The sequence below is a fragment of the Micromonospora sp. WMMD736 genome, from assembly GCF_049179015.1.
In the GTDB taxonomy this organism is placed as follows: Bacteria; Actinomycetota; Actinomycetes; order Mycobacteriales; family Micromonosporaceae; genus Micromonospora.
Genome location: NZ_JBMHMI010000001.1, coordinates 4722869 through 4742430, shown reverse-complemented (window position 1 = coordinate 4742430; position 19562 = coordinate 4722869). Strand labels below are relative to the sequence as shown.

The following is a 19562-nucleotide window of genomic DNA, read 5'->3' as shown; positions in this document are numbered from 1 at the left end:
CGTGCAGCTCGCCCTGGTCCACGCCCGCTACCAGCTTCTGGAGATCATCCGAATTCCGGTGGCCGTCTTCGGCAGCGCCTTCTTCCCCGCCGCCGCCATGATCTTCTTCGTGGTGCCGTTCACCGGGGACGATCCGGTCGGCGCCACCTTCGCCACCGCCTCGATGATCACCTTCTCGGTGATGAGCGCCAACATCTTCCAGTACGGCGTCGGCGTCGCCGAGGACCGCGACCAGCCGTGGAACCCGTACACCCGGACCCTGCCGGCCGGGCCCGCGCCCCGGTTCGCGGGCCGGGTGCTGGCCGGCCTCGCGCTCACGTACCTGTCGCTGATTCCGGTCGTGGTGATCGGCGCGACGCTCACCCCGGCCCGGGTCACCGCGGCGGCGTTCCTGTTGACCGCGCTCGTCGTGGCCGTCATCTCGGTGCCGTTCACGCTGATGGGCCTCGCCATCGGCTACTCGCTGCCCAGCAAGGCGGCGATCGTGGTGGCGCAGGTCGTCTTCCTGCCGCTCGCGTTCGGCGGCGGGCTGCTCTCCGCACCGGGCGACGCGCCCGGCTTCATCGAGACGATAGCGCCGTTCCTGCCCACCCGGGGCGCGGCCGAACTGATGTGGTGGGCAGTCGGCGGCTACCGGGTCGAACCGCTGTCGTTGGTCATGCTCGGGGTCTGGGTGGTGCTGCTCGCCGCGCTCGCCGCCTGGGCGTACCGGCGGGACGAGGGTCGCCGGTTCAGCTGACGATTCGTCCGTTTCCGCCCCGTGCCACAGCGGGACGGTGCCAGGATTCCCGCAGGGGGCCCGCCCGGGGCCGCCGGCCGAGAGGGGTCTTGACGTGAGCACCGTCCCGCCGGGTACGCCGTGCTGGGCCGATCTGGCCACCCCGGACCTGACCGACGCGCGGCGCTTCTACCCCGAACTGTTCGGCTGGACCGGACGGGTGACGCCGGAGCCCGAGGCGGGTGGCTACACGATCTTCCTGCTCGACGGCAGGCCGGTGGCCGGCGTCGGCCCGCCCGCCATCGAGGACCAGGTGCCGATCTGGTCGACGTACATCGCCACCGACGACGCGGCACTGGCCGCCGGCCGGGTCGAACGGGCCGGCGGGCAGGTCGTCGTACCGCCGTTCGAGGTCTTCGACCGGGGCTGGATGGCCGTGTTCTCCGACCCGGCGGGCGCGACGTTCAGCGTCTGGCAGCCGCTGGCGATGCCCGGGGCCGAAGTGTTCAACGTGCCCGGCGCGATGAGCTGGAACGAACTGGTCACGCCCGACCCGGAGGGCGCGAAGGCCTTCTACGAGCTGGTGTTCGGTTGGCAGCCGGACGAGCAACCCGTCGGCGGCATGACCTACACCGGGTGGCGGCTCGGCGCGCGGATCGTCGCCGGGATGATGCCGCCGCTGGGCGACGGCTACCCGGCCGACCTGCCCGCCTACTGGACGGTGTACTTCGCGGTCGCCGACGCGGACGCCGCCGCCGCGCGCGCCGCCGAACTGGGCGGGACGATCCTGGTGCCGCCCCGCGACATCCCGACCGGCCGGTTCGCCGCCCTGCGCGACCCCCAGGGCGCCCTCTTCTCGGTCATCGACCTGGGTCCCTGACCGCCGCCCGCCGCCCGGGTCACGCACCAGGGCGGACGGGGACCACCAGAGGGCCGTTGGTGCCGGGGACGACCCGGACGCTCGCCCGGTAGTGGGTGGCGAGGAGGTGCTCGGTCAACACCTCGTGCGGCGTACCGGTCGCCACCACCCGCCCCTCGGCGAGCATCACCATGCGGTCGGCGTACTCACCCGCGAGGGAGAGGTCGTGCATGGTGGCGAGCACCGTCAGGCCATGTGCCCGACGCAACTGGTCGACCAGCTCCAGGACCTCCTGCTGGTGGCCGATGTCCAACGCGCTGGTCGGCTCGTCGAGCAGCAGCAGCGTCGCGCCCTGGGCGAGCGCCCGGGCCAGGAAGACCCGCTGCCGCTCTCCCCCGGACAGGGTGGCCAGCTCGCGGCGGTGGAACCGGGTGAGGTCGAGGCGGTCCAGCACGTCGTGGACGGCGGCCACGTCGGCGGTCGACTCGCGACCGAGCGGCGGGATGTACGGGGTACGCCCCAGCAGCACGTAGTCCAGGACCGACATGCCGGGCGGCACCACCGGGGACTGCGTCACCGTCGCCACCACCCGGGCGCGTTCGCGACGGTGCAGCGCACCGGTCGGCGTACCGAAGAGGGAGATGGCGTCCGGCGCGGGCAGCAGGCCGCCGACGGCGCGCAACAGGGTGGACTTGCCCGCGCCGTTCGGGCCGATCACGGTGACCCACTCGCCGACGGCGACGGTGAGGTCGACGCCGGTGAGGATCGGCGTGCGGTCCAGGCTGACGTGCAGCGCGCGGACCTCGACGGCCGGCGCACCCGCGCTCACGTGAGCACCCGGCGGGCGGTGCGCAGCACGAGGACGAAGAACGGGCCGCCGAGCAGGGCGGTCACCACGCCGATCGGCACCTCGGCCGGGGCGGCGGCGGTCCGGGCGACCACGTCGGTCAGGGCCAGGAACGCCGCGCCGAACAGCAGCGACAGCGGCAGGATCACCCGGTAGCTCGATCCGGCGAGCAGCCGGACGGTGTGCGGCACGATGATGCCGACGAAGCCGATGAGGCCGGTCGCCGAGACCGCGGCGGCGGTGCCCAGGGACGCGGCGGCGATCAGCAGGTAGCGGGAGCGTTGCGGGTGCAGGCCGAGGCTCGTCGCCTCGTCGTCACCGAGCGCGAGGACGTCCAGCTCACGGCGGTGCAGCAGCACCACGACCGTGGTCACCGCGGCGTACGGCAACACGAGCAGCACGTCGTGCCAGCCGGCGGTGGCCAGCCGACCGAGCAGCCAGGAGTAGACCGGCTGGATGCTGTCGGAGTGCCGTTGCAGCAGGTAGGTCTGCCCGGCGGAGAGGAACGTGGAGACGGCGACCCCGGCCAGGATCAGCATCGCCGGGGACCGACCCCGCCCGCCGGCCGCCCCGAGCAGGTAGGTCATCGTCACGGCGACCAGCGAGCCGACGAACGCGGCCAGCGGGATGGTCAACGGCAGCCCGGAGATCGCGCCCTGGCGACCGACGCCGCCGAGGGCGATCACGGCGGTGACCGCGAGTCCCGCTCCGGCGGCCACGCCGAGCAGGAACGGGTCGGCCAGCGGGTTGCGGAAGACGCCCTGGTAGCAGCCACCGGCGAGGGCGAGCAGACCGCCGACGAGCAGGCCCAGCACGACCCTGGGCAGCCGCAGTTCGGTGACGATGGCGATTTCCCGCTCGGTCAGTCCGCTGTCGAGGTGCATGCCGGGGATCAGGTTGAGCAGTTCGGCCGCGACGCTGCCCGGGGGCAGGCTGACCGGTCCGAGCGACACCCCGGCGACGAGCGCGACGAGCACCGCGAGGACACCGATGACCAGCCAGCGCGTCCGCAGCCCGGCGGGCCGGGACGCGCGGGGCGTACCGGCCGGCCGGGTGGTGGGTGCTTCGGCGGTCATCTGCGACGTTCCGGTCACAGCCGGACCACGGTCACGCGGGCACCTTGGCGACCGCGTCGATGATCGTCCGGAGGAGGTCGACGACGCGCGGGCCCCAGCGGGAGGCGATGTCGTCGTCGAGCGTGACGACCTGGTTGTTCTTCACGGCGGTGAGCCCGGCCCAGCCGCTGCGGGCCTTGACCGAGTCGGCGTTCTGCTGGCAGCACTTGGAGTCGGCCAGGAAGACGAAGTCCGGGTCGGCCTTGACGATGACCTCCTGGGACAGCTGCGGGTAGCCGCCGTTCTTGCCGTCGGCGTCGGCCGGGTCGGCGATGTTGGTCAAGCCCACCAGACTGTAGATCGAGCCGATGAAGGTCTTGCTGGTCGCGCTGTACAGCTCCGGGCCCAGCTCGTGGTAGTAGGTGAGCTTCTCGGCGCGCTGCGGCAGGTCCTTGACCAGCTTGGCGATGTCGTCCTTCATCCGCTTGGCGACGTCGGCGGCCTGGTCGGCATGCCCGGTCAGGGTGCCCAGGTCGGTGATCTGCTGGTACGAGTCGTCGAGCGTGGTCGCCGCCGGGGTCAGGTACACCGGGATCTTCAGCTTGCCGAGCTGGTCGACGATCTTGTTGGTGTCGTTGGAGAGCACCACCAGGTCCGGGTTCTTGCCGGCGATCGCCTCGGCGTTCGGCTGGAAGCCGGACAGGTCGGTCTTGGGCGCGTCGGCCGGGTAGTTGGACTGGTCGTCGACGGCGCTCACCTGCGAGCCGGCGCCGATCGCGAAGAGCATCTCGGTGGCGCTGGGCGACAACGAGACGATCTTCTCGGGCCGCTTGTCGAGGGTGAGCGGGCCGACCGTCACCGGGTAGTTGGCGGCCGCGGTGCCGGCGGCCGGCTTGTCGTCGGTCTTCTCGGCGCAGGCGCCGAGGGCCAGCGCGGCGACCGCGAGGGTCGCGGCGAAGAGCCGAGGGGTACGTCTGAACATGGGGGCCTCCCGTCGGTCGAGGAGTGTGGTGCTTCGCCGACAGGACTTCGGTACGCCCGCCCACGAGGCGCCCTTCCTCGAGAGCGCGTGTCGCGACCCCGCCGCAGGCGACCTGGCTCGTCCCCACCGTCGGGCGGGGCATCACAGTTGCGGGACAGCGCCGGTTTCACACCGGCTTCGCTGCGGAGTGGTCGCTAAGACGGTAGCGCAGGCCCGGGAGCAGGTGGTGGGGCCCCGCAGGGGCGGTACGGGGCCCCACCCGCTCAGGAGGCGGTAATGGTGACGTTGTCCACAGCCGCCTCTACCAGGCTCGCGCCGGAGGCGTCCGCCGCCTCGACGAGGATGCGGACGGACTGCCCGGCGTACGGGCTGAGGTTGAGGCTGGCCACCGCCCAGCTTCCGTTCCGGTTGCTGGCCGCGCCGGCCTGGGTGAGCAGCGCGGTGGTGCCGCCGTTGTGCACCACGCTGACCCGCAGGTAGTCGGCCGACGAGGCGTTCGAGCCGTGGGCCAGGTACCAGGCGAGCGAGAGCGTCAGCGTGCCGGACGACGGCAGGGTCACCGCCGGGGACCGGGCGCTGGTCACGCCGCCGTCGACGTCGTAGTCACCGGCCGCCGAACCGGCGAGCCGGCCGGTGACCAGGTCGTTCGAGCCGGCGTACGGGGTGAGCTGCTTCGCGCCGGAGGAGGTGGTCGCCTGGGCCGCGCCCACCTCGAACGCCCCGAGCGTCGCGGTGTCGGTGCCGGACGGGTTGATCGTCCAGCCGGTGGCGGTCTCGAAGGTGTCCGACCAGACCGTGGTGCCCCCACCGCCGCCGCAGTACTGCGACTGCTTGCCGATGGCCCGGTACGGGCAGTCGGCGTACTCGCTGAGCATCAGCACGGCCTCGCGGTTACGGGTGGTCTGCGCGGGGATCACCTCGTCGGGCGGGTAGAAGCCGCCACCGCCGGAGGAGCCCGGGTACATCTCGAAGGTGTACGCCCAGATGCCGTGGGTGGCCCACATCCAGTCGATGCTGGTGCCGTCGGCGATGTAGAGGTCGCTGGACTGCTCCGGCGTGTAGCTGTTGGTGGCCGCCATCTGCTGACCGATGGTGGCGAAGGTGTTGTACTGGTCCGCGCTCATCCCGGACGGGTTGTTCGCGGTGGTGTAGCCGAAGGGCCACAGCACCAGTTGCGAGTACGTGTGGAAGTCGATGTTCGCCTTGATCTGCTGGACGCCACCGACGACCCGGCTGTTGACGAAGTTACGCAGCGCCTGTGTCTCCGGCGCGGAGAACGCCGACGGCCCACGGTACGTCTCCGACGAGGTGGTGCCGGACGACCCACCGCAGCAGCCCCACTGGTAGGACCAGTTGCGGTTCAGGTCGGTGCCGACGTTCGACGAGCCGCTGTTCGGTTGGCGGTTCTTGCGCCAGGACCGGTACGACCCGGTGGCGATGTCGTACTCGCTGCCGTCCGGGTTGACCGTCGGCACGATCCAGATCTCCCGGCTGTTGACGATGTTGGTGATCCGGGAGTCGCTGCCGTAGCTGTCGGTGAAGAGGTTGAGCAGGTAGATCGCCATCTCGACGGTCAGGTGCTCGCGGGCGTGCTGCTGTGCGTTGAACAGGATCTCCGGTTCGTTCTCGTCGGTGCCGACGTTGTCGGAGATCTTCACGGCCATCAGGTCGCGGCCCTCGTACGACGTACCAATGCTGATCTTGCGGGCGATGGCCGGATGGTCGGCGACGGCCTGGTTCACGACGGCGGTCAGTTCCGCGTAGTCGTGGTAGTTGGAGTCGGCGGGCGGGAACGCCAGCGTGCCCACCTCACCCGCGCCGCGCTCGGCGCTCGGTGGCGGGGCGAGCGGTTCGAGCCGGAAGCCCAGCTTGCCGATCGCAGCGGCCTCCGCGGCGGTGGCCGAGACATGCAGGACGCCGTGCTCGGAGTAGTCGATGGCGGCCCCGGTGCGGGCCACCGCGTTGCGGTCGGCGAAGGTCCGGGGCCCGAGTACCCGGTAGCCGGCGGCGGCCGACTCGGCGGTGCGGTCCGGCGCCGGCTCGGCGGCGACCGGTCCGGCGGCGACGGTGACGATTCCCAGCCCGGTGACGACGGCGAGCACCAGGACGCGGCGGAGAGAGTGAGGTGGGCGGAGGGCCATGGACTACCTCCTCGAAGGGCGGAAGATCCCGCTCGGTGATGCACACTTCACCACCAGTCACATGGTCATATCAATATCGATCGCTTCGAATTCCATCCCAGGTTGACCATCGCTGCGGCAATGATTTTCTGCCACCGAACATCTGGCGAAACTTCCCTCCAAGCGGAAAACTGACCAGCGACGATGCCCCCACTCGACACCCGTGGAGCGCCCATGGCCCTCACCCGCCTGCACGCGGCCGCCCTCGCCGGCGTCAGCGCGCTCACCCTGCTCGCCACCGCGGCCCCCGCCGCGGCGGCCCGTCCGCCCGCACCCGCCCACGACGAGCAGATCACCTTCCAGGACTGGTCCGGGCCCGCCGACTGGCACCGGGGCAGCCAGGCCGGCACGCGCGTCGTGCCCGGCCCCCGCGCGGGCGTCACGCTGGGCCGCCCGACCGGCACCACCGAGTACGCCGACCCACACACCGGCACCACCCGCACCTGGGAGTACGGCACCTGGACCTCGCCGGTCACCCGGATCGGGTTCGACGCCACCGAGCTGATCGCCTCCTGGAACGCGGAGACCCCCGCCGGCACCTGGATCCAGGTGGAGATGCAGGGCGGCTACACCAACGGCGACCAGACCCCGTGGTACGTCCTGGGCCGCTGGGCCTCCGGCGACACCGACATCAAGCGGACCAGCGTCGACGGGCAGGGTGACCCCTGGTCGACGATCTGGACCGACACCTTCAGCATCGACGACGCCGACGCCGGGGTGCTGCTGCGGTCGTACCAGCTCCGGCTGACCCTCTACCGGACGCCCGGGCAGACCGCCGCCCCGGTGGTACGGATGCTCGGCGCGATGAGCTCCACCGTGCCGGACCGGTTCACCGTGCCGCCCAGTGCCGGACACATCGCCTGGGGCGTCGAACTGCCCGTGCCGCGCTACTCGCAGAACGTGCACAAGGGGCACTACCCCGAGTACGACGGCGGCGGCGAGGCCTGGTGCTCGCCCACCTCCACCGAGATGGTCGTCGAGTACTGGGGCCGCAAGCCGTCGGCGGCCGACACGTCCTGGGTGGACCCGACCTACCCCGACCCGACGGTCAACCACGCCGCCCGGATGACCTTCGACTACGCGTACGACGGCGCGGGCAACTGGCCGTTCAACACCGCGTACGCGGCCAGCTTCCCCGGTCTGGAGGGGCGGGTCACCCGGCTGCACTCACTGGACGAGCTGGAGCGTTTCATCGCCGCCGGCATCCCCGTCGTGACCAGCCAGTCCTTCCTCGCCAGTGAGCTGGACGGGGCGAACTACGGAACGTCCGGGCACCTCTTCGTGGTGGTCGGCTTCACCGCCGACGGCGACGTGATCGTCAACGACCCCGCCTCGTCCAGCAACGACGTCGTCCGCAACGTCTACAAGCGCACCCAGTTCGAGCAGATCTGGCTGCGCACCAAGCGCACCAACGCCAGCGGCGGAGTGTCCGGAGGCTCCGGCGGCATCGCCTACCTCATCAAGCCCGAGTCCAAGCCCTGGCCCAAGGTCCCCGGCTCCACCAACTGGTAACCGGCCGACCCTCGCCCCGACCCACTCCCCCGACCCACTCCCGCGGCCCTCGCCCCCGGCCCACTCCCGGTGATCATGAAGTTATTGCCCGGCCGCTCGGCGTGTCGAGGCAATAACTTCATGATCACCGCTGCGGGTCGGTGGGGGTGGGAGGGGTGGGAGGGGTGGGAGGGGTGGTGGGGGGTTCGTCGTCGCCGGCCAGGGCGTCGCGGAGGCGCTTCTTCTCCGCCTTACGCCGTTCCGTGGCCTCCGCCATCTCGTGGGCCATCTCGTCGCGCCAGCCGCGCAGCAGGAAGAAGGAGAGCGCGGCGGAGAACGCCAGCGCCAGGATCAGCTTCAGGAAGATGTCCACGTCGACCAGCCACAGCGCCGCCAGTACGGCGACGAACAGCCCGATCCGGCCCAGCGTGTACTTGAGCGCCGCGCTCACCTCATGCACTCCTTCTCCACGCCCGGTGGGCGGGTCATTCAGCCCGTCCGGCGGGCCAGCCAACGGACTCCGGGGAACCAGATCGTCGCGTACGCCACGGTGAACGCGGCCGCCGCCAACGCGCCGGACAGCAGCGGCGGCAACCCCGCGCCCAGCCCGGCGACCAGCAGCCCCACGAACACCGCGACCGCCGCCGCGACGAGCGCCGCCACCACCCGGGCCGCACCGAACCCCCAGGCCCGGAAGTCGTCCCAGAACAGCCAGGCCGGCAGGATCACCGCCAGCCAACCGTTGGTGTGCCCGAAGTCGCCGGCGCCGAACGAGGCAAACGCCCACTCGAACAGCACGAGCGCCAGCACACCGATGACCAGGCCGGCCAGGCACACCCCGAGCAGGTCGCCCAGCGTACGCACGCGTCCCTCGGCGTCCCGTCGGGGAAAGCCGCCCTGCTGCTCGGCGCTGCGCTGCTCGGTCATCGACTGCGAGGGTACGTGGTGTCTCAGGCCCAGACCTGCTGCGGCTCGGCGCGGCGCTCGGCCAGCGACGGCGCCCGGTCGTACTCCCGGACCACGTTGTAGCGGGTGTCCCGCTCGACCGGCTGGAAGCCGGCGTCCCAGATCAGGTTCAGCAGGTCCTCGCGGTGCATGGTGTTCGGGGTGCCGTACGAGTCGGCGTCGTGGGTGATCTTGTATTCGACCACCGAGCCGTCCAGGTCGTCCACGCCGAAGTTCAGCGAGAGCTGGGCCACCGACAGGCCGTGCATCACCCAGAAGTTCTTCACGTGCGGCACGTTGTCGAAGAGCAGGCGGGACACCGCGAACGTCTTCAGCGACTCGGCCGGCGAGGCCATCGTGGTCCGCGCCTGGATCCGGTTACGGATCTTGCCGTCCGCCGAGTCGACGAAGTCGTGCTGGTAGCGCAGCGGGATGAAGACCGCGAAACCGCCGGTCTGGTCCTGCAACTCCCGCAGGCGCAGCACGTGGTCGACGCGGTGCCGGGGCTCCTCGATGTGGCCGTACAGCATGGTCGCCGGGGTCTTCATGCCCTTGGAGTGCGCCAGGGCGTGGATGCGCGACCAGTCCTCCCAGTGGCACTCGTGGTCGACGATGTGCTGGCGGACCTCCCAGTCGAAGATCTCCGCGCCACCGCCGGTCAGCGACTCCAGCCCGGCGTCCATCAGCTCGTCGAGGATCTCGTCGGCGCTCAGGCCGCTGATCTTCTCGAACCACTGCACCTCGGTCGCGGTGAAGCACTTGAGCTTGACGTTCGGCAGCGCCGCCTTCAGCTCACGCAGCACCTTCGGGTAGTAGCGCCACGGCAGCGTCGGGTGCAGGCCGTTGACGATGTGCAGCTCGGTGAGCTGCTCACCCTCCATCTCCTTGGCCTTGCGGACCGCCTCGTCGATGCGCATCGTGTACGCGTCCTTCTCGCCTGGCTTGCGCTGGAACGAGCAGTACGCGCAGGACGCCGAGCAGACGTTCGTCAGGTTGAGGTGCCGGTTGACGTTGAACATCACCCGTTCACCGTTCAACTCGGTGCGCCGGTGGTGCGCCAGCCGCCCCAACCAGGTCAGGTCGTCGCTCTCGTAGAGGGCGACGCCATCCTCCCGGGTCAGCCGCTCACCGGCGTACACCTTCGCTTCGAGCTCACGCTTGAGTCCGGCGTCCATGGCACGTCCCTTCCACCTGCGGTCTTTCCCGAGGGTACGTCGGCCCCCCGGTGGGCCCGGCGGCACGGTCGGCGACAGCGATCGGCTTCACCCGACTCTCAGCCTCCCGTAACCTGCCGACGCATCGACATCGCTGGCGCCGTGCGGTAAGACAAGATGGGGCGGAACTCACACACTGGTACCGTCCCGACGGCCGCGCCCACCGAGCGCGGCGACGAGCACCGGACGGGGAGCGGAATGGTCGACAGCGGGCGCGGGCGACGGCAGCGACGACGGAGCCCGGTGATCTCGCCGGTGCTGCGGCCGAAGCTCTGGGCCGCCCTGCTCGGCGCGATCGCCGCCGCCGTGCTGGCCACCCCCGCCTACGCCGATCCCACCGTGCCCTCGACCGTGCCGGACACCGGCTCGCGTCCGCCGGCCATCGGCGCCCCGCAGGTGCCCGGCAGCCCGCCCGTCGCTGGCGTCCCGGCACCCCCGGTGGTCAACCTCGGCAACGGCCCACTGGCCGCCCAGATCGCCGCCGCCGAGAGCCAGGTCGGCCTGCTCGGCGACCAACTACTGCTGGTCCGGCAGAAACGCACCGACGCGCAGACGCAGCTCGTCGCGGCTGGCAAGGTGCTGGCGACCACGCAGGACGCCCTCCTGCGCGCCCAGCAGGCAGCCGACTCCGCCGCCTCGGACGCGGTCAAGGCGGCCGCGGCGCTGCCGCCGGGTGACTTCGTCGACGACATCCAGGGGCTGAGCCGGCTCCAGCGCATCAACCGCGGCGAGAAGGTCGAAGGCGCCACCACCGCCGTGACCGGCGAGCTGGCCCGGGCCCGCGCCAACGAGCAGGACGCCTACCAGAAACACACCACCGCCAAGGCGGCCGTCGATGCCGCCGAGGCGGAGTTCACCACCGGCGAGAAGGCGCTGCACACCGCCGAGGCCAACCTGCTCAAGCTCCGCAAGGACAACGCGGCACAGCTGATCCTGCTGGAGCGGCAGCAGGAGGCCGCCGAGCAGCAGTTCGGGTCGGGCTACGTCGCCGGGCAGAACACCAGCGGCATGTCCGCGCACCCACGGGCCATGGCCGCCGTCCGCTACGCGCTCGCCCAACTCGGCGACCCGTACAAGTGGTCCGAGGAGGGGCCGGACCAGTTCGACTGCTCGGGTCTGATGTGGGCCGCGTACCGGTCCCCGGGCGCCGACTACTTCGACCTGCCCCGGGTCTCCCGCGACCAGTACGCCGCCACCCGCGCCCGCACCGTACGACCCACCGAGGCGCTCCCCGGTGACCTGCTGTTCTTCGCCTCCGGCAGCAGTTGGACCTCGATCCACCACGTGGCCATGTACATCGGCAACGGCAAGATGGTGCAGGCGCCCACGACCGGTGACGTGGTCAAGATCTCGGTGGTCGGCTGGTCCCGGCTCTACGCCGTGACCCGGGTGATCGGGGCGGTGCCGACCCCGAACGTGCCCCTCCCGCCCGTGCCGCCGCCCACCACGACCAAGCCGACGCCGCCCGCGAAGCCGACGCCCACCCCCAAGCCGAGCCCCACCGGCAAGCCGACCACCAAGCCGCCGACCCCGCCGACCGGCACGGGTACGCCGACGCCCACCGGCACGCCGACCGGTACGCCGAAGCCGACCGGTGGCACCTCGCCGACCCCGACGGACAGCCCGACCAACACGCCGACGACGCTGCCGCCGCCACCCACCACGGCACCGGCCAACTCGTCTGCGTCCGCCACCGCCACACCATCCACGAGCCGGAGCGGGACGACCAGCGACAGCCCGAGCGCGGGTCGCTGATCCGCCACCGGGGCTCCGGCTGTCCGCCTGGGACGATCTGTGGCACGGTGACAACCAGGCACACCCGGTCCGATGTCGCGGGCCGGGTGCGAGCGTGGCGCGGAGGGCGGAGATGGCCGAGCAGAAAGATCCGGCGGAGAGTGTCGACGTCGACCGGGCCACGAGGCTGACGACCGCAGACCCGGCGACCGCAGACCCGGCGACCGACGCCGACACCGGCTCGCCGGCCGGTGCGCCCAGCGCCACGCAGGCGGGCACCGATCCGGACACCGCACCCACCGACGCCGCGCCGGGCGGGAACGCCACGCTCGACGGCGACCCCGGCGACGGGCCCGCGGAGCCCGGCGGAAAGGCCGTCGGCACGTACGACGTGACCGCCGGGGACGACGACGCGGGGGACCCCGTCGACGACGCCGCCGCTGATCCGACCGCCGCCCCGGTGCGGGCGCGGGCCAGCGTAGCGACAGCCCACCCACGCCCCGGTGATCTTCCCGTGAGCGCTCCAGCCGCCGCGACCACCTACCGTGGTTCGGCCAGCGCACCGCCCGCTCAGCGGGAGGGTACGGCCACACCGGCAGCGGCCGACGTCTCGACCACCCCGGCACGCGCCCGCGCCTCGGCGTCGGTGACCCCCAACCCCACCGCACCGACCAGCGCCACCGGCCCGACCCCGGCGCGGGCCAGCGCCACGGTCCCCGGCAGCAGCCGGGTCGCGGCCGGCGGCGAGGCCGCGCCGGCACCCCGGGCGGGCACGTCCGCCGTCTACCGGTCGGGACCGGTGAATCCCGAACCGCCGGAGCCGGCGCAACCCCCGGAGCCGGCGCAGCCACCCGCGCCTCCGGCCCCGGAGCCGACGCCACCGGGACCGGGCGAGCCGGAGCCCGCACCGAGCCCTGGGCCGTACCCACCCGGTCCGACGCCGGGTCCCTTCCCCACGCCACGACCGGACCCGGTGCCGCCGGTGCCGGGACCGCCCGTGCCACCACCCTCGCCACTGCCGCCTGTCCCGGGGCCCCCGACGCCACCCGTACCCGGGCCGCCGATGCCGCCACCCGGCCCGCCGGTACCCGCGCCACCGCCGCCGCCCGGCCCGATGCCGGCGCCACCGTTCCCGCCGCCACCGGCGACGACCGGCACGCCAGGCGGACCCGCCACCGGGTCGGTCTCCGCGCCGCCGGCCACCTTCCCCGGATGGACCGCCGCGCCGCCCGCCCCGGGCAGCGCCTGGTCCGGGACTCCCGTGTCCGCCCCGCCGGTGGTTCCCGCGCCCGCGCTGCCGACGTGGCCGCCGTCCACCACCACCCCCCTGACCGGGGGTACGGAGCTGACCGGGGGTACGGAGCACCGGGCGAGCACCTCACCGGGCGGGGCCGAGCGGCGAAGCACGGCGGCCGGTGGTCGCACCGGAGCCCGTGCCGGTGGCGCCGACCAGGCGGGCACCGTCTACGCCGGCGGTGACGGGCCGGGTTTCACCACGATCGCCCTGCCGGCCAACGCGGCGGTGGAGAACTCCGGCTCGCTGACCGGCCACATCCTCGCCCAGGGCTGGGCGGACGGCCCCGCCGAGCGGTCCCGCAACACGCGCGTGGTGATCGTCCTGATCGCCGCGTTGGGGCTCCTGATCGGGATCAGCGTGCTGGTCGTCCTGCTCGCCAACAACGCCCTGGACGGCCTGATCGGGGGCATGCTCGACGGCTGACCCAGGCGACGGAGGCGAGGGTGAGTCCGCCCACTACGGTCGGTCAACCGGCTGGCGAGTCCGCCGAACCGCCGTACACTGGTCGGGATCACTGACCTGGCGTGCCCGGTGCGCGCCCATGGGCGATCTTGCGGGCGATCCGGCGGCACAGCCGCGGCAGGCCATCGCGAAGATGCGCCCCGCTCGAAAGGCATTTGTTGACCACCTCTGCTGACCCCAGCACCGTTCCGTCCGTTTTCGATTCCGCCCCGGCGGCGATCGACGCCCCCGAGACGACCGACGCCCCCGAGACGTCTGACGCTGTTCCGGCCGAGACCGCCGAGTCGATCGACTTCGCCGGTCTGGGCCTGCCCGAGCCGCTGGTTCGCGCTCTGGCCCGACAGGGCATCACCGCCCCCTTCCCGATCCAGCGGGCCACCGTCCCCGACGCCCTCGCCGGCCGGGACGTGCTCGGTCGTGGGCAGACCGGGTCGGGCAAGACCCTCGCCTTCGGCCTCCCGCTGCTGGCCCGGGTCGCCGCCGGGCGTCCGGCGCGTCCCCTGCGGCCGCGCGCCCTGGTTCTGGTACCGACGCGCGAGCTGGCCATGCAGGTCAACGACGCGCTCCTGCCGTTGGGCAAGGCGCTCAACGTGTTCCTGAAGACCGCCGTCGGCGGTGTCCCGTACGACCGCCAGATCGACGCGCTCCGGCGCGGTGTGGAGATCATCGTGGCGACGCCGGGTCGGCTCGGCGACCTGATCGAGCGGGGTGTCTGCCAGCTCGACGACGTCGAGGTGACGGTGCTCGACGAGGCCGACCAGATGGCCGACATGGGCTTCCTCCCCGAGGTGACCGAGCTGCTGGCGAAGACGCCGGCCGACGGTCAGCGCCTGCTCTTCTCCGCCACTCTGGACGGAGACGTGGACGCGCTGGTCAAGCGATTCATGAACGACCCGGTGACCCACTCCACCGCGCCGTCCACCGCCTCGGTGTCCACCATGGACCACCACGTGCTGCTGATTCCGCCGCACGACAAGTTCCCGGTCGCCGCCTCGATCGCGGCCCGGGACGGGCGGACCATGGTGTTCGCGCGTACGCAGATGGGCGTCGACCGGCTGGTCGAGCAACTGGCCGCGGTCGGCGTACGGGCCGGTGGGCTGCACGGCGGCAAGACCCAGCGGATGCGGACCAAGACCCTCGCCGAGTTCCGCGAGGGTCGGATGAACGTCCTGGTCGCCACCGACGTGGCGGCCCGGGGCATCCACGTCGACGGGGTCACGCTGGTGCTGCACGTCGACCCGCCGAAGGACCCGAAGGACTACCTGCACCGTGCCGGTCGTACCGCCCGGGCGGGCGAGTCCGGCGCGGTCGCCACGCTGGTGTTGCCCAAGCAGCGCCGTACCACCCTCGCGATGATGGAGAAGGCCGGCGTCGCGCCGGCCGAGACCCGCGTCCGGGTCGGCGACCCGGTGTTGGCCGAGCTGATCGGCGCCCGCGAGCCCAGCGGCGTTCCGGTCCGCGTGGAGGCGGAGCCGCGCGGCTTCGGTGACCGCTCCGGCGGTGGGCGACGGTTCGACGACCGCTCCGCTGGCCCGCGGCGGTTCGGCGACCGGCCCACCGGCGAGCGTCGGTACGGCGACCGGCCGCAGGGCGAGCGGCGCTACAGCGACCGGCCGACCGGCGAACGCCGCTACGGCGACCGCCCGCAGGGTGACCGGCAGTACGGCGACCGGCCGCAGGGCGAGCGCCGCTACGGCGACCGGCCGACCGGCGAGCGTCGGTACGCCGACCGGGACGGTCGCGGCTACGGCGACCGCCCGCAGACCGACCGGAGCGACCGCCCGGCCGGCGAGCGGCGCTATGGCGACCGGCCGCAGGGCGACCGGCAGTACAGCGACCGCCCCCAGGGCGAACGCCGCTACGCCGACCGCCCGCAGGGCGACCGGCAGTACAGCGACCGTCCCCAGAGCGAGCGCCGCTACGCCGACCGGCAGTACAGCGACCGGCCGCAGGGCGAGCGCCGCTACGCCGACCGTCCGCAGGGCGACCGGCAGTACAGCGACCGGCCGCAGGCCGACCGGGGTGAGCGGCGTTTCGCGGACCGCGACAGCCGGGGCGGCTACCGCTCCGAGGGCCGTGGTCGGGACGACCGGCCGCGTGACGATCGGCGGGGTTTCGGCGGGCGGCCACCGGCGCGTACCCACTGATCTTCTGATCCACCGGAACGCCGTCGCGGAGCTTGCGCTCCGCGGCGGCGTTCGCGCATGCGCTGCCGACGGCGTCCCGGTCGCGTAACGTCCGGCACATGGCGACCATGACCAAGTCGATTTTCTGGTCCCGGACGGACACCGCCGGCAGCGAGCAGGCCCTGCTCGACGACGGCGGCGCGATGTCGGCGCGCGGCACCATGCTCGCCGTCGACCCGATCCCGTTCACCGCCCGCTACCGGCTGACGACCGCGCCCGACGGGAGCACCGCCCGGGTCGAGGTCGAGGCCGAGGGGTCGGGTTGGCTGCGGCGTGTGACCCTGGAGCGGACCACGTCCCGGTGGCGGGTCACCACCGCCGAGCAGGGCGACCTGGACGCCGCGCTGGTCGGGGCCGGACACCCGCGGGCCGGCCTGCCGGGCACCGACGACCCGGATCGCCTCGCCGACGCGCTCGACGTCGACCTGAGTGGCTCGCCGCTGTTCAACGCCCTTCCGGTGCGTCGCCTCGGGCTGACCGGCGGACCGGCCGACATGCCGCGTCGGATCACGGTCGCCTGGGTGCTGCTGCCAGGGCTGGAGGTGGTGCCGGCCGAGCAGATCTACACCGGGCTCGGTCCGGGCCGGGTACGGTTCGCCAGCGGCACCTTCACGGCCGACATCGACCTGGACGCCGACGGGTACGTGGTGCGCTATCCGGGCCTGGCCGAGCGGATCGACCCCCGCTGAGGGTGCGCCCCGCTCAGGCGGGCCACTCCCCGCTGCTCAGGAAGCGCTCGACGATCGCGGCCTGCGGCGTCAGGTCGAGGCCCTGGGCGGCGACCCAGTCGTCGGAGTAGTACGTGTCGACGTACCGGTCACCGGCGTCGCAGATCAGGCTGACCACCGAACCGGTCCGCCCGTCGGCCAGCATGCCTGCGATGAGGCCGAACGCGCCCCACAGGTTGGTGCCGGTGGAGCCGCCCACCCGGCGACCGAGCACCGCCGAGCCGGCACGCATGGCGGCCAGCGACGCCGCGTCCGGCACCTGGACCATCCGGTCCACGACCGAGGGCAGGAAGGACGCCTCGACGGTGGGCCGGCCGATCCCCTCGATGCGGGAGCCCTTGCCGGTGCGTACGGACCAGTCGGCGGCCACCCAGGCGGGGTAGAAGGCGGAGTTCTCCGGGTCCACGACGCAGAGCTTGGTGGCCAGGCGGCGGTAGCGGGCGTACCGGCCGATGGTGGCGCTGGTGCCGCCGGTGCCGGCGCCGACCACGATCCAGGCCGGGATGGGGTGTCGTTCCAGTTCCAGCTGCGCGTAGATCGACTCGGCGATGTTGTTGTTACCTCGCCAGTCGGTGGCCCGCTCGGCGTACGTGAACTGGTCCATGAAGTGGCCACCGGAGTCTTCGGCCAGCCAGCGGGCCTCGACCACCACGCCAGCCGGGTCGTCCACCAGGTGGCACCGGCCGCCCTGGAACTCGATCTGCGCGATCTTCTCGGGCGAGGTGGAGGCGGGCATCACGGCGATGAACGGCAGACCGAGCATGCGCGCGAAGTACGCCTCGGAGACCGCGGTGGAGCCCGAGGACGCCTCGACGATCGTGGTGTGCGGCCCGATCCAACCGTTGCACAGGCCGTAGAGGAACAGCGAGCGGGCCAGCCGGTGCTTCAGCGAGCCGGTCGGGTGGGACGACTCGTCCTTGAGGTAGAGGTCGATGCCCCACGCGCGGGGCAGCGGGAAGGGCAGCAGGTGGGTGTCGGCCGAGCGGTTCGCGTCGGCCTCGACGGCGGCGATCGCCTCGGTCACCCAGCTACGGCTGGCCTCGTCGCACCGGTCGAGATGAGTCACGCTCGGAAACCTAGCAAGCAGGTCAGGTGGCCTGCGGGCCGACCGGCTGGGGGCGGTTCTCCCACTTGGTGGAGAGGGCGATGGCGGTGCGGGTGGAGGCGACCCCGGGGGTCCGGTTGAGCCGCACGATGAGTTGCTCCAGCTCGGCGATCGTGCCGACCCGGGCCTTGAGCAGGAACGACTCGACGCCCGCCATGAAGTAGCAGGATTCGATCTCGGGCAGCACCCGCAGCGACTCCAGCATGTCGTCGGAGTCCGCGCCGGAGTCCTCGACGATGCCGATCAGCGCGGTGACGCCCAGCCCGATCGCCTCGGGCGCCACGTCCGCGCGGTAGCCCAGCACCACGCCGCTGCTCTCCAGCTTGCCGACGCGTTCGTGCACGGCCGGGGCGGAGAGGCCCACCTGCCGGGCCAGCTCGGCGTACGACAGGCGGGCGTTGCCGCGCAGCAGGTCGACGAGGCTCAAGTCGATGGCGTCCACGGAGAGTGACCTTAACGCGTTGGGCGTAACGCGAGGCCTTCGGCATCCGTTGGTCAGAACAGTGAGTAACTGTTCATAAACCGACGGTCTAGGTAGAGGTTGCACCAGTACCATTTACTAACTTCCCAGTCAGTGCATTTTTCGCGTTTGGCGGACAGGCCAGGTCCCTGGTGCTGTAATTGCCATACGTCCCTCATGACGGCTCTGGGCTCGCACCAGCCGGGGGCAGTGTGTTCAGCCAGGGGCTTCGTCGACGCGAGGAGGGGGCTGTGGACACTGGAGATCGCCTGCTGACACCGGGTGAGGTCGCCGCGCTGTTTCGGGTAGACCCGAAGACTGTGACGAGATGGGCGGCGGCCGGCCGGATAGGAAGCATCCGGACTCCAGGCGGGCATCGCCGGTTTCGGGAATCCGAGGTGCGAGCCCTGCTTGAGGGGGAGGGCATGCTGGACGAGGTGGACGAGGTCGGAAAGCCACGCAACGTGGGTCCGGCCGCCTCCACCGGGCCGGGTCCGGCCAACGCCGGCATGTACTGAACTGGTGCGGACAACGTCAGGCGGACCGGACAGCAGTCCGGTCCGCGCACCACCGGATCACACCCGGTTGACGGTTCAGCTCCGGGCAGCGCCGAGCTGGCCGGACCACCGGCGGAACAGGGTGTGTGGCACACCGAGCGCGTCCAGCACCTTGCCGGCCACGAAGTCGACAAGTTGCTGCGCGCTGGCCGCCGCGCCCGCGCCGTAGAAGCCGGGGCTCGCCGGCAGCACGACCGCGCCGGCATCGTGCAACGCGATCAGATGCTCCAGGTGGCTGCGGGTCACCGGAGTCTCCCGGGGCACCACCACGACCGGTCGACGCTCCTTCAGGTTGACCTCGGCGGCACGTTGTAGCAGGTCCTTGGAGAGCCCGATCGCGATGCCGGCGCAGGCCGCGGTGCTGGCGGGCACGACGGCCATGCCGCGTACCCGGTAGGAACCGCTGCTGGGCCCGGCGGCCAGGTCGCCGGCCGGCCAGTGGCGTACGTCCGCTCCGGTCAGGTCCCGGCCCAGCCAGGCCGCGAGGTCTTCGGTCCAGTGCGCGTCGCGGAACGCGCGTCCGGTCTCGTCGAGCAGGGTGAGCCGTGCCGCCCGGGACACGATGAGGTCCACCGGCTCGCCCGCGTCGAGCAGCGCGCCGACGACGGCTGCCGCGTACGGCGTACCGGAGGCACCGGAGACGCCGACCACCCATGGTTCTCGCATGCCCCCAGCCTGCCTGGTCGGCGCCGTGTGCCGCTGGGCACCCCACGATCAGCCACGTGGCAGCCGTCCGAGTTGT

Annotated in this window: 18 protein-coding genes and 1 riboswitch; of the genes, 8 read left to right on the top strand and 10 right to left on the bottom strand. The window is 72.3% G+C overall.

Annotation, left to right across the window (positions count from 1 at the left end; all coding sequences use genetic code 11):
- Position 1 precedes the first annotated feature (1 nt).
- The gene (locus tag ACN269_RS21440; RefSeq protein WP_421474090.1) at positions 2 to 739 is read left to right on the top strand and encodes an ABC transporter permease; all 738 of its coding nucleotides are present in this window, start codon (positions 2 to 4) and stop codon (positions 737 to 739) included.
- A 94-nt stretch (positions 740 to 833) separates the two neighbouring features.
- On the top strand, positions 834 to 1598 hold the full coding sequence (locus ACN269_RS21435) for a VOC family protein (protein ID WP_421474089.1): 765 nt from the start codon (positions 834 to 836) through the stop codon (positions 1596 to 1598).
- Between the two features lie 19 nt (positions 1599 to 1617).
- Here ACN269_RS21435 and ACN269_RS21430 read toward each other — a convergent pair whose 3' ends face one another.
- The 4 genes from ACN269_RS21430 to ACN269_RS21415 form a co-directional block, all read right to left on the bottom strand.
- Entirely contained in the window at positions 1618 to 2406 is a 789-nt protein-coding gene (locus tag ACN269_RS21430) for an ABC transporter ATP-binding protein (RefSeq protein ID WP_421474088.1), read from the bottom strand.
- Positions 2403 to 3500 (bottom strand): FecCD family ABC transporter permease, encoded by a 1098-nt coding sequence (locus ACN269_RS21425; protein WP_421476475.1) that lies wholly within the window; start codon positions 3498 to 3500, stop codon positions 2403 to 2405. Before ACN269_RS21425 ends, ACN269_RS21430 begins: the two co-directional genes overlap by 4 nt.
- A 31-nt stretch (positions 3501 to 3531) precedes the next feature.
- Entirely contained in the window at positions 3532 to 4461 is a 930-nt protein-coding gene (locus tag ACN269_RS21420) for an ABC transporter substrate-binding protein (RefSeq protein ID WP_421474087.1), read from the bottom strand.
- A gap of 111 nt (positions 4462 to 4572) precedes the next feature.
- A riboswitch (cobalamin riboswitch) is annotated at positions 4573 to 4637 on the bottom strand.
- Between the two features lie 87 nt (positions 4638 to 4724).
- Positions 4725 to 6602 (bottom strand): M14 family zinc carboxypeptidase, encoded by a 1878-nt coding sequence (locus tag ACN269_RS21415; RefSeq protein WP_421474086.1) that lies wholly within the window; start codon positions 6600 to 6602, stop codon positions 4725 to 4727.
- Between the two features lie 213 nt (positions 6603 to 6815).
- On the opposite strand from ACN269_RS21415, the gene ACN269_RS21410 reads away from it, so the two are divergent.
- The gene (locus tag ACN269_RS21410; RefSeq protein WP_421474085.1) at positions 6816 to 8153 is read left to right on the top strand and encodes a C39 family peptidase; all 1338 of its coding nucleotides are present in this window, start codon (positions 6816 to 6818) and stop codon (positions 8151 to 8153) included.
- Between the two features lie 124 nt (positions 8154 to 8277).
- Here ACN269_RS21410 and ACN269_RS21405 read toward each other — a convergent pair whose 3' ends face one another.
- Genes ACN269_RS21405 through mqnE form a run of 3 tightly spaced genes read right to left on the bottom strand, consistent with a single transcriptional unit; the run spans position 8278 to position 10252 of the window.
- Positions 8278 to 8583, bottom strand: coding sequence for a DUF4229 domain-containing protein (locus ACN269_RS21405; RefSeq protein ID WP_421474084.1), 306 nt, complete (start codon positions 8581 to 8583; stop codon positions 8278 to 8280).
- Positions 8584 to 8621: 38 nt separating this feature from the next.
- On the bottom strand, positions 8622 to 9059 hold the full coding sequence (locus ACN269_RS21400) for a hypothetical protein (protein ID WP_421474083.1): 438 nt from the start codon (positions 9057 to 9059) through the stop codon (positions 8622 to 8624).
- Between the two features lie 23 nt (positions 9060 to 9082).
- Positions 9083 to 10252: an aminofutalosine synthase MqnE gene (mqnE, locus tag ACN269_RS21395; protein WP_421474082.1), complete on the bottom strand. Its 1170-nt coding sequence runs from the start codon at positions 10250 to 10252 to the stop codon at positions 9083 to 9085.
- Positions 10253 to 10489: 237 nt separating this feature from the next.
- Here mqnE and ACN269_RS21390 point away from each other — a divergent pair, with 237 nt between their 5' ends.
- From ACN269_RS21390 to ACN269_RS21375, 4 genes are all read left to right on the top strand, one after another.
- Positions 10490 to 12046, top strand: a complete 1557-nt coding sequence (locus ACN269_RS21390; RefSeq protein WP_421474081.1) for a C40 family peptidase — start codon at positions 10490 to 10492, stop codon at positions 12044 to 12046.
- A gap of 112 nt (positions 12047 to 12158) precedes the next feature.
- The gene (locus tag ACN269_RS21385; RefSeq protein ID WP_421474080.1) at positions 12159 to 13745 is read left to right on the top strand and encodes a hypothetical protein; all 1587 of its coding nucleotides are present in this window, start codon (positions 12159 to 12161) and stop codon (positions 13743 to 13745) included.
- Positions 13746 to 13942: 197 nt separating this feature from the next.
- Complete coding sequence (locus ACN269_RS21380; protein WP_421474079.1) at positions 13943 to 15931, top strand: DEAD/DEAH box helicase; 1989 nt, start codon at positions 13943 to 13945, stop codon at positions 15929 to 15931.
- Between the two features lie 107 nt (positions 15932 to 16038).
- Complete coding sequence (locus ACN269_RS21375; RefSeq protein WP_421476474.1) at positions 16039 to 16659, top strand: putative glycolipid-binding domain-containing protein; 621 nt, start codon at positions 16039 to 16041, stop codon at positions 16657 to 16659.
- A gap of 13 nt (positions 16660 to 16672) precedes the next feature.
- Here the strand turns inward: ACN269_RS21375 and ACN269_RS21370 are convergent, their stop codons facing one another.
- Both ACN269_RS21370 and ACN269_RS21365 read right to left on the bottom strand, forming a co-directional pair.
- A complete protein-coding gene (locus ACN269_RS21370; RefSeq protein ID WP_421474078.1) occupies positions 16673 to 17764 on the bottom strand; it encodes a PLP-dependent cysteine synthase family protein in 1092 nt (363 codons plus the stop codon).
- A 22-nt stretch (positions 17765 to 17786) separates the two neighbouring features.
- Positions 17787 to 18245 (bottom strand): Lrp/AsnC family transcriptional regulator, encoded by a 459-nt coding sequence (locus ACN269_RS21365; protein ID WP_421474077.1) that lies wholly within the window; start codon positions 18243 to 18245, stop codon positions 17787 to 17789.
- 269 nt (positions 18246 to 18514) lie between these two features.
- Here ACN269_RS21365 and ACN269_RS21360 point away from each other — a divergent pair, with 269 nt between their 5' ends.
- On the top strand, positions 18515 to 18781 hold the full coding sequence (locus ACN269_RS21360; RefSeq protein ID WP_007454516.1) for a BldC family transcriptional regulator: 267 nt from the start codon (positions 18515 to 18517) through the stop codon (positions 18779 to 18781).
- A gap of 75 nt (positions 18782 to 18856) precedes the next feature.
- Here ACN269_RS21360 and ACN269_RS21355 read toward each other — a convergent pair whose 3' ends face one another.
- Positions 18857 to 19486 carry a UbiX family flavin prenyltransferase gene (locus ACN269_RS21355; protein ID WP_421474076.1) on the bottom strand — a complete coding sequence of 210 codons (630 nt, stop codon included), beginning with the start codon at positions 19484 to 19486 and terminating at the stop codon, positions 18857 to 18859.
- Between the last annotated feature and the right edge of the window lie 76 nt (positions 19487 to 19562).

Coding starts and splice junctions, on each gene's coding strand:
- ACN269_RS21425 (WP_421476475.1), bottom strand. CDS start 3,500: ATGACCGCCGAAGCACCCACCACCCGGCCGGCCGGTACGCCCCGCGCG.
- ACN269_RS21420 (WP_421474087.1), bottom strand. CDS start 4,461: ATGTTCAGACGTACCCCTCGGCTCTTCGCCGCGACCCTCGCGGTCGCC.
- ACN269_RS21415 (WP_421474086.1), bottom strand. CDS start 6,602: ATGGCCCTCCGCCCACCTCACTCTCTCCGCCGCGTCCTGGTGCTCGCC.
- ACN269_RS21410 (WP_421474085.1), top strand. CDS start 6,816: ATGGCCCTCACCCGCCTGCACGCGGCCGCCCTCGCCGGCGTCAGCGCG.
- ACN269_RS21400 (WP_421474083.1), bottom strand. CDS start 9,059: ATGACCGAGCAGCGCAGCGCCGAGCAGCAGGGCGGCTTTCCCCGACGG.
- mqnE (WP_421474082.1), bottom strand. CDS start 10,252: ATGGACGCCGGACTCAAGCGTGAGCTCGAAGCGAAGGTGTACGCCGGT.
- ACN269_RS21390 (WP_421474081.1), top strand. CDS start 10,490: ATGGTCGACAGCGGGCGCGGGCGACGGCAGCGACGACGGAGCCCGGTG.
- ACN269_RS21385 (WP_421474080.1), top strand. CDS start 12,159: ATGGCCGAGCAGAAAGATCCGGCGGAGAGTGTCGACGTCGACCGGGCC.
- ACN269_RS21375 (WP_421476474.1), top strand. CDS start 16,039: ATGACCAAGTCGATTTTCTGGTCCCGGACGGACACCGCCGGCAGCGAG.
- ACN269_RS21355 (WP_421474076.1), bottom strand. CDS start 19,486: ATGCGAGAACCATGGGTGGTCGGCGTCTCCGGTGCCTCCGGTACGCCG.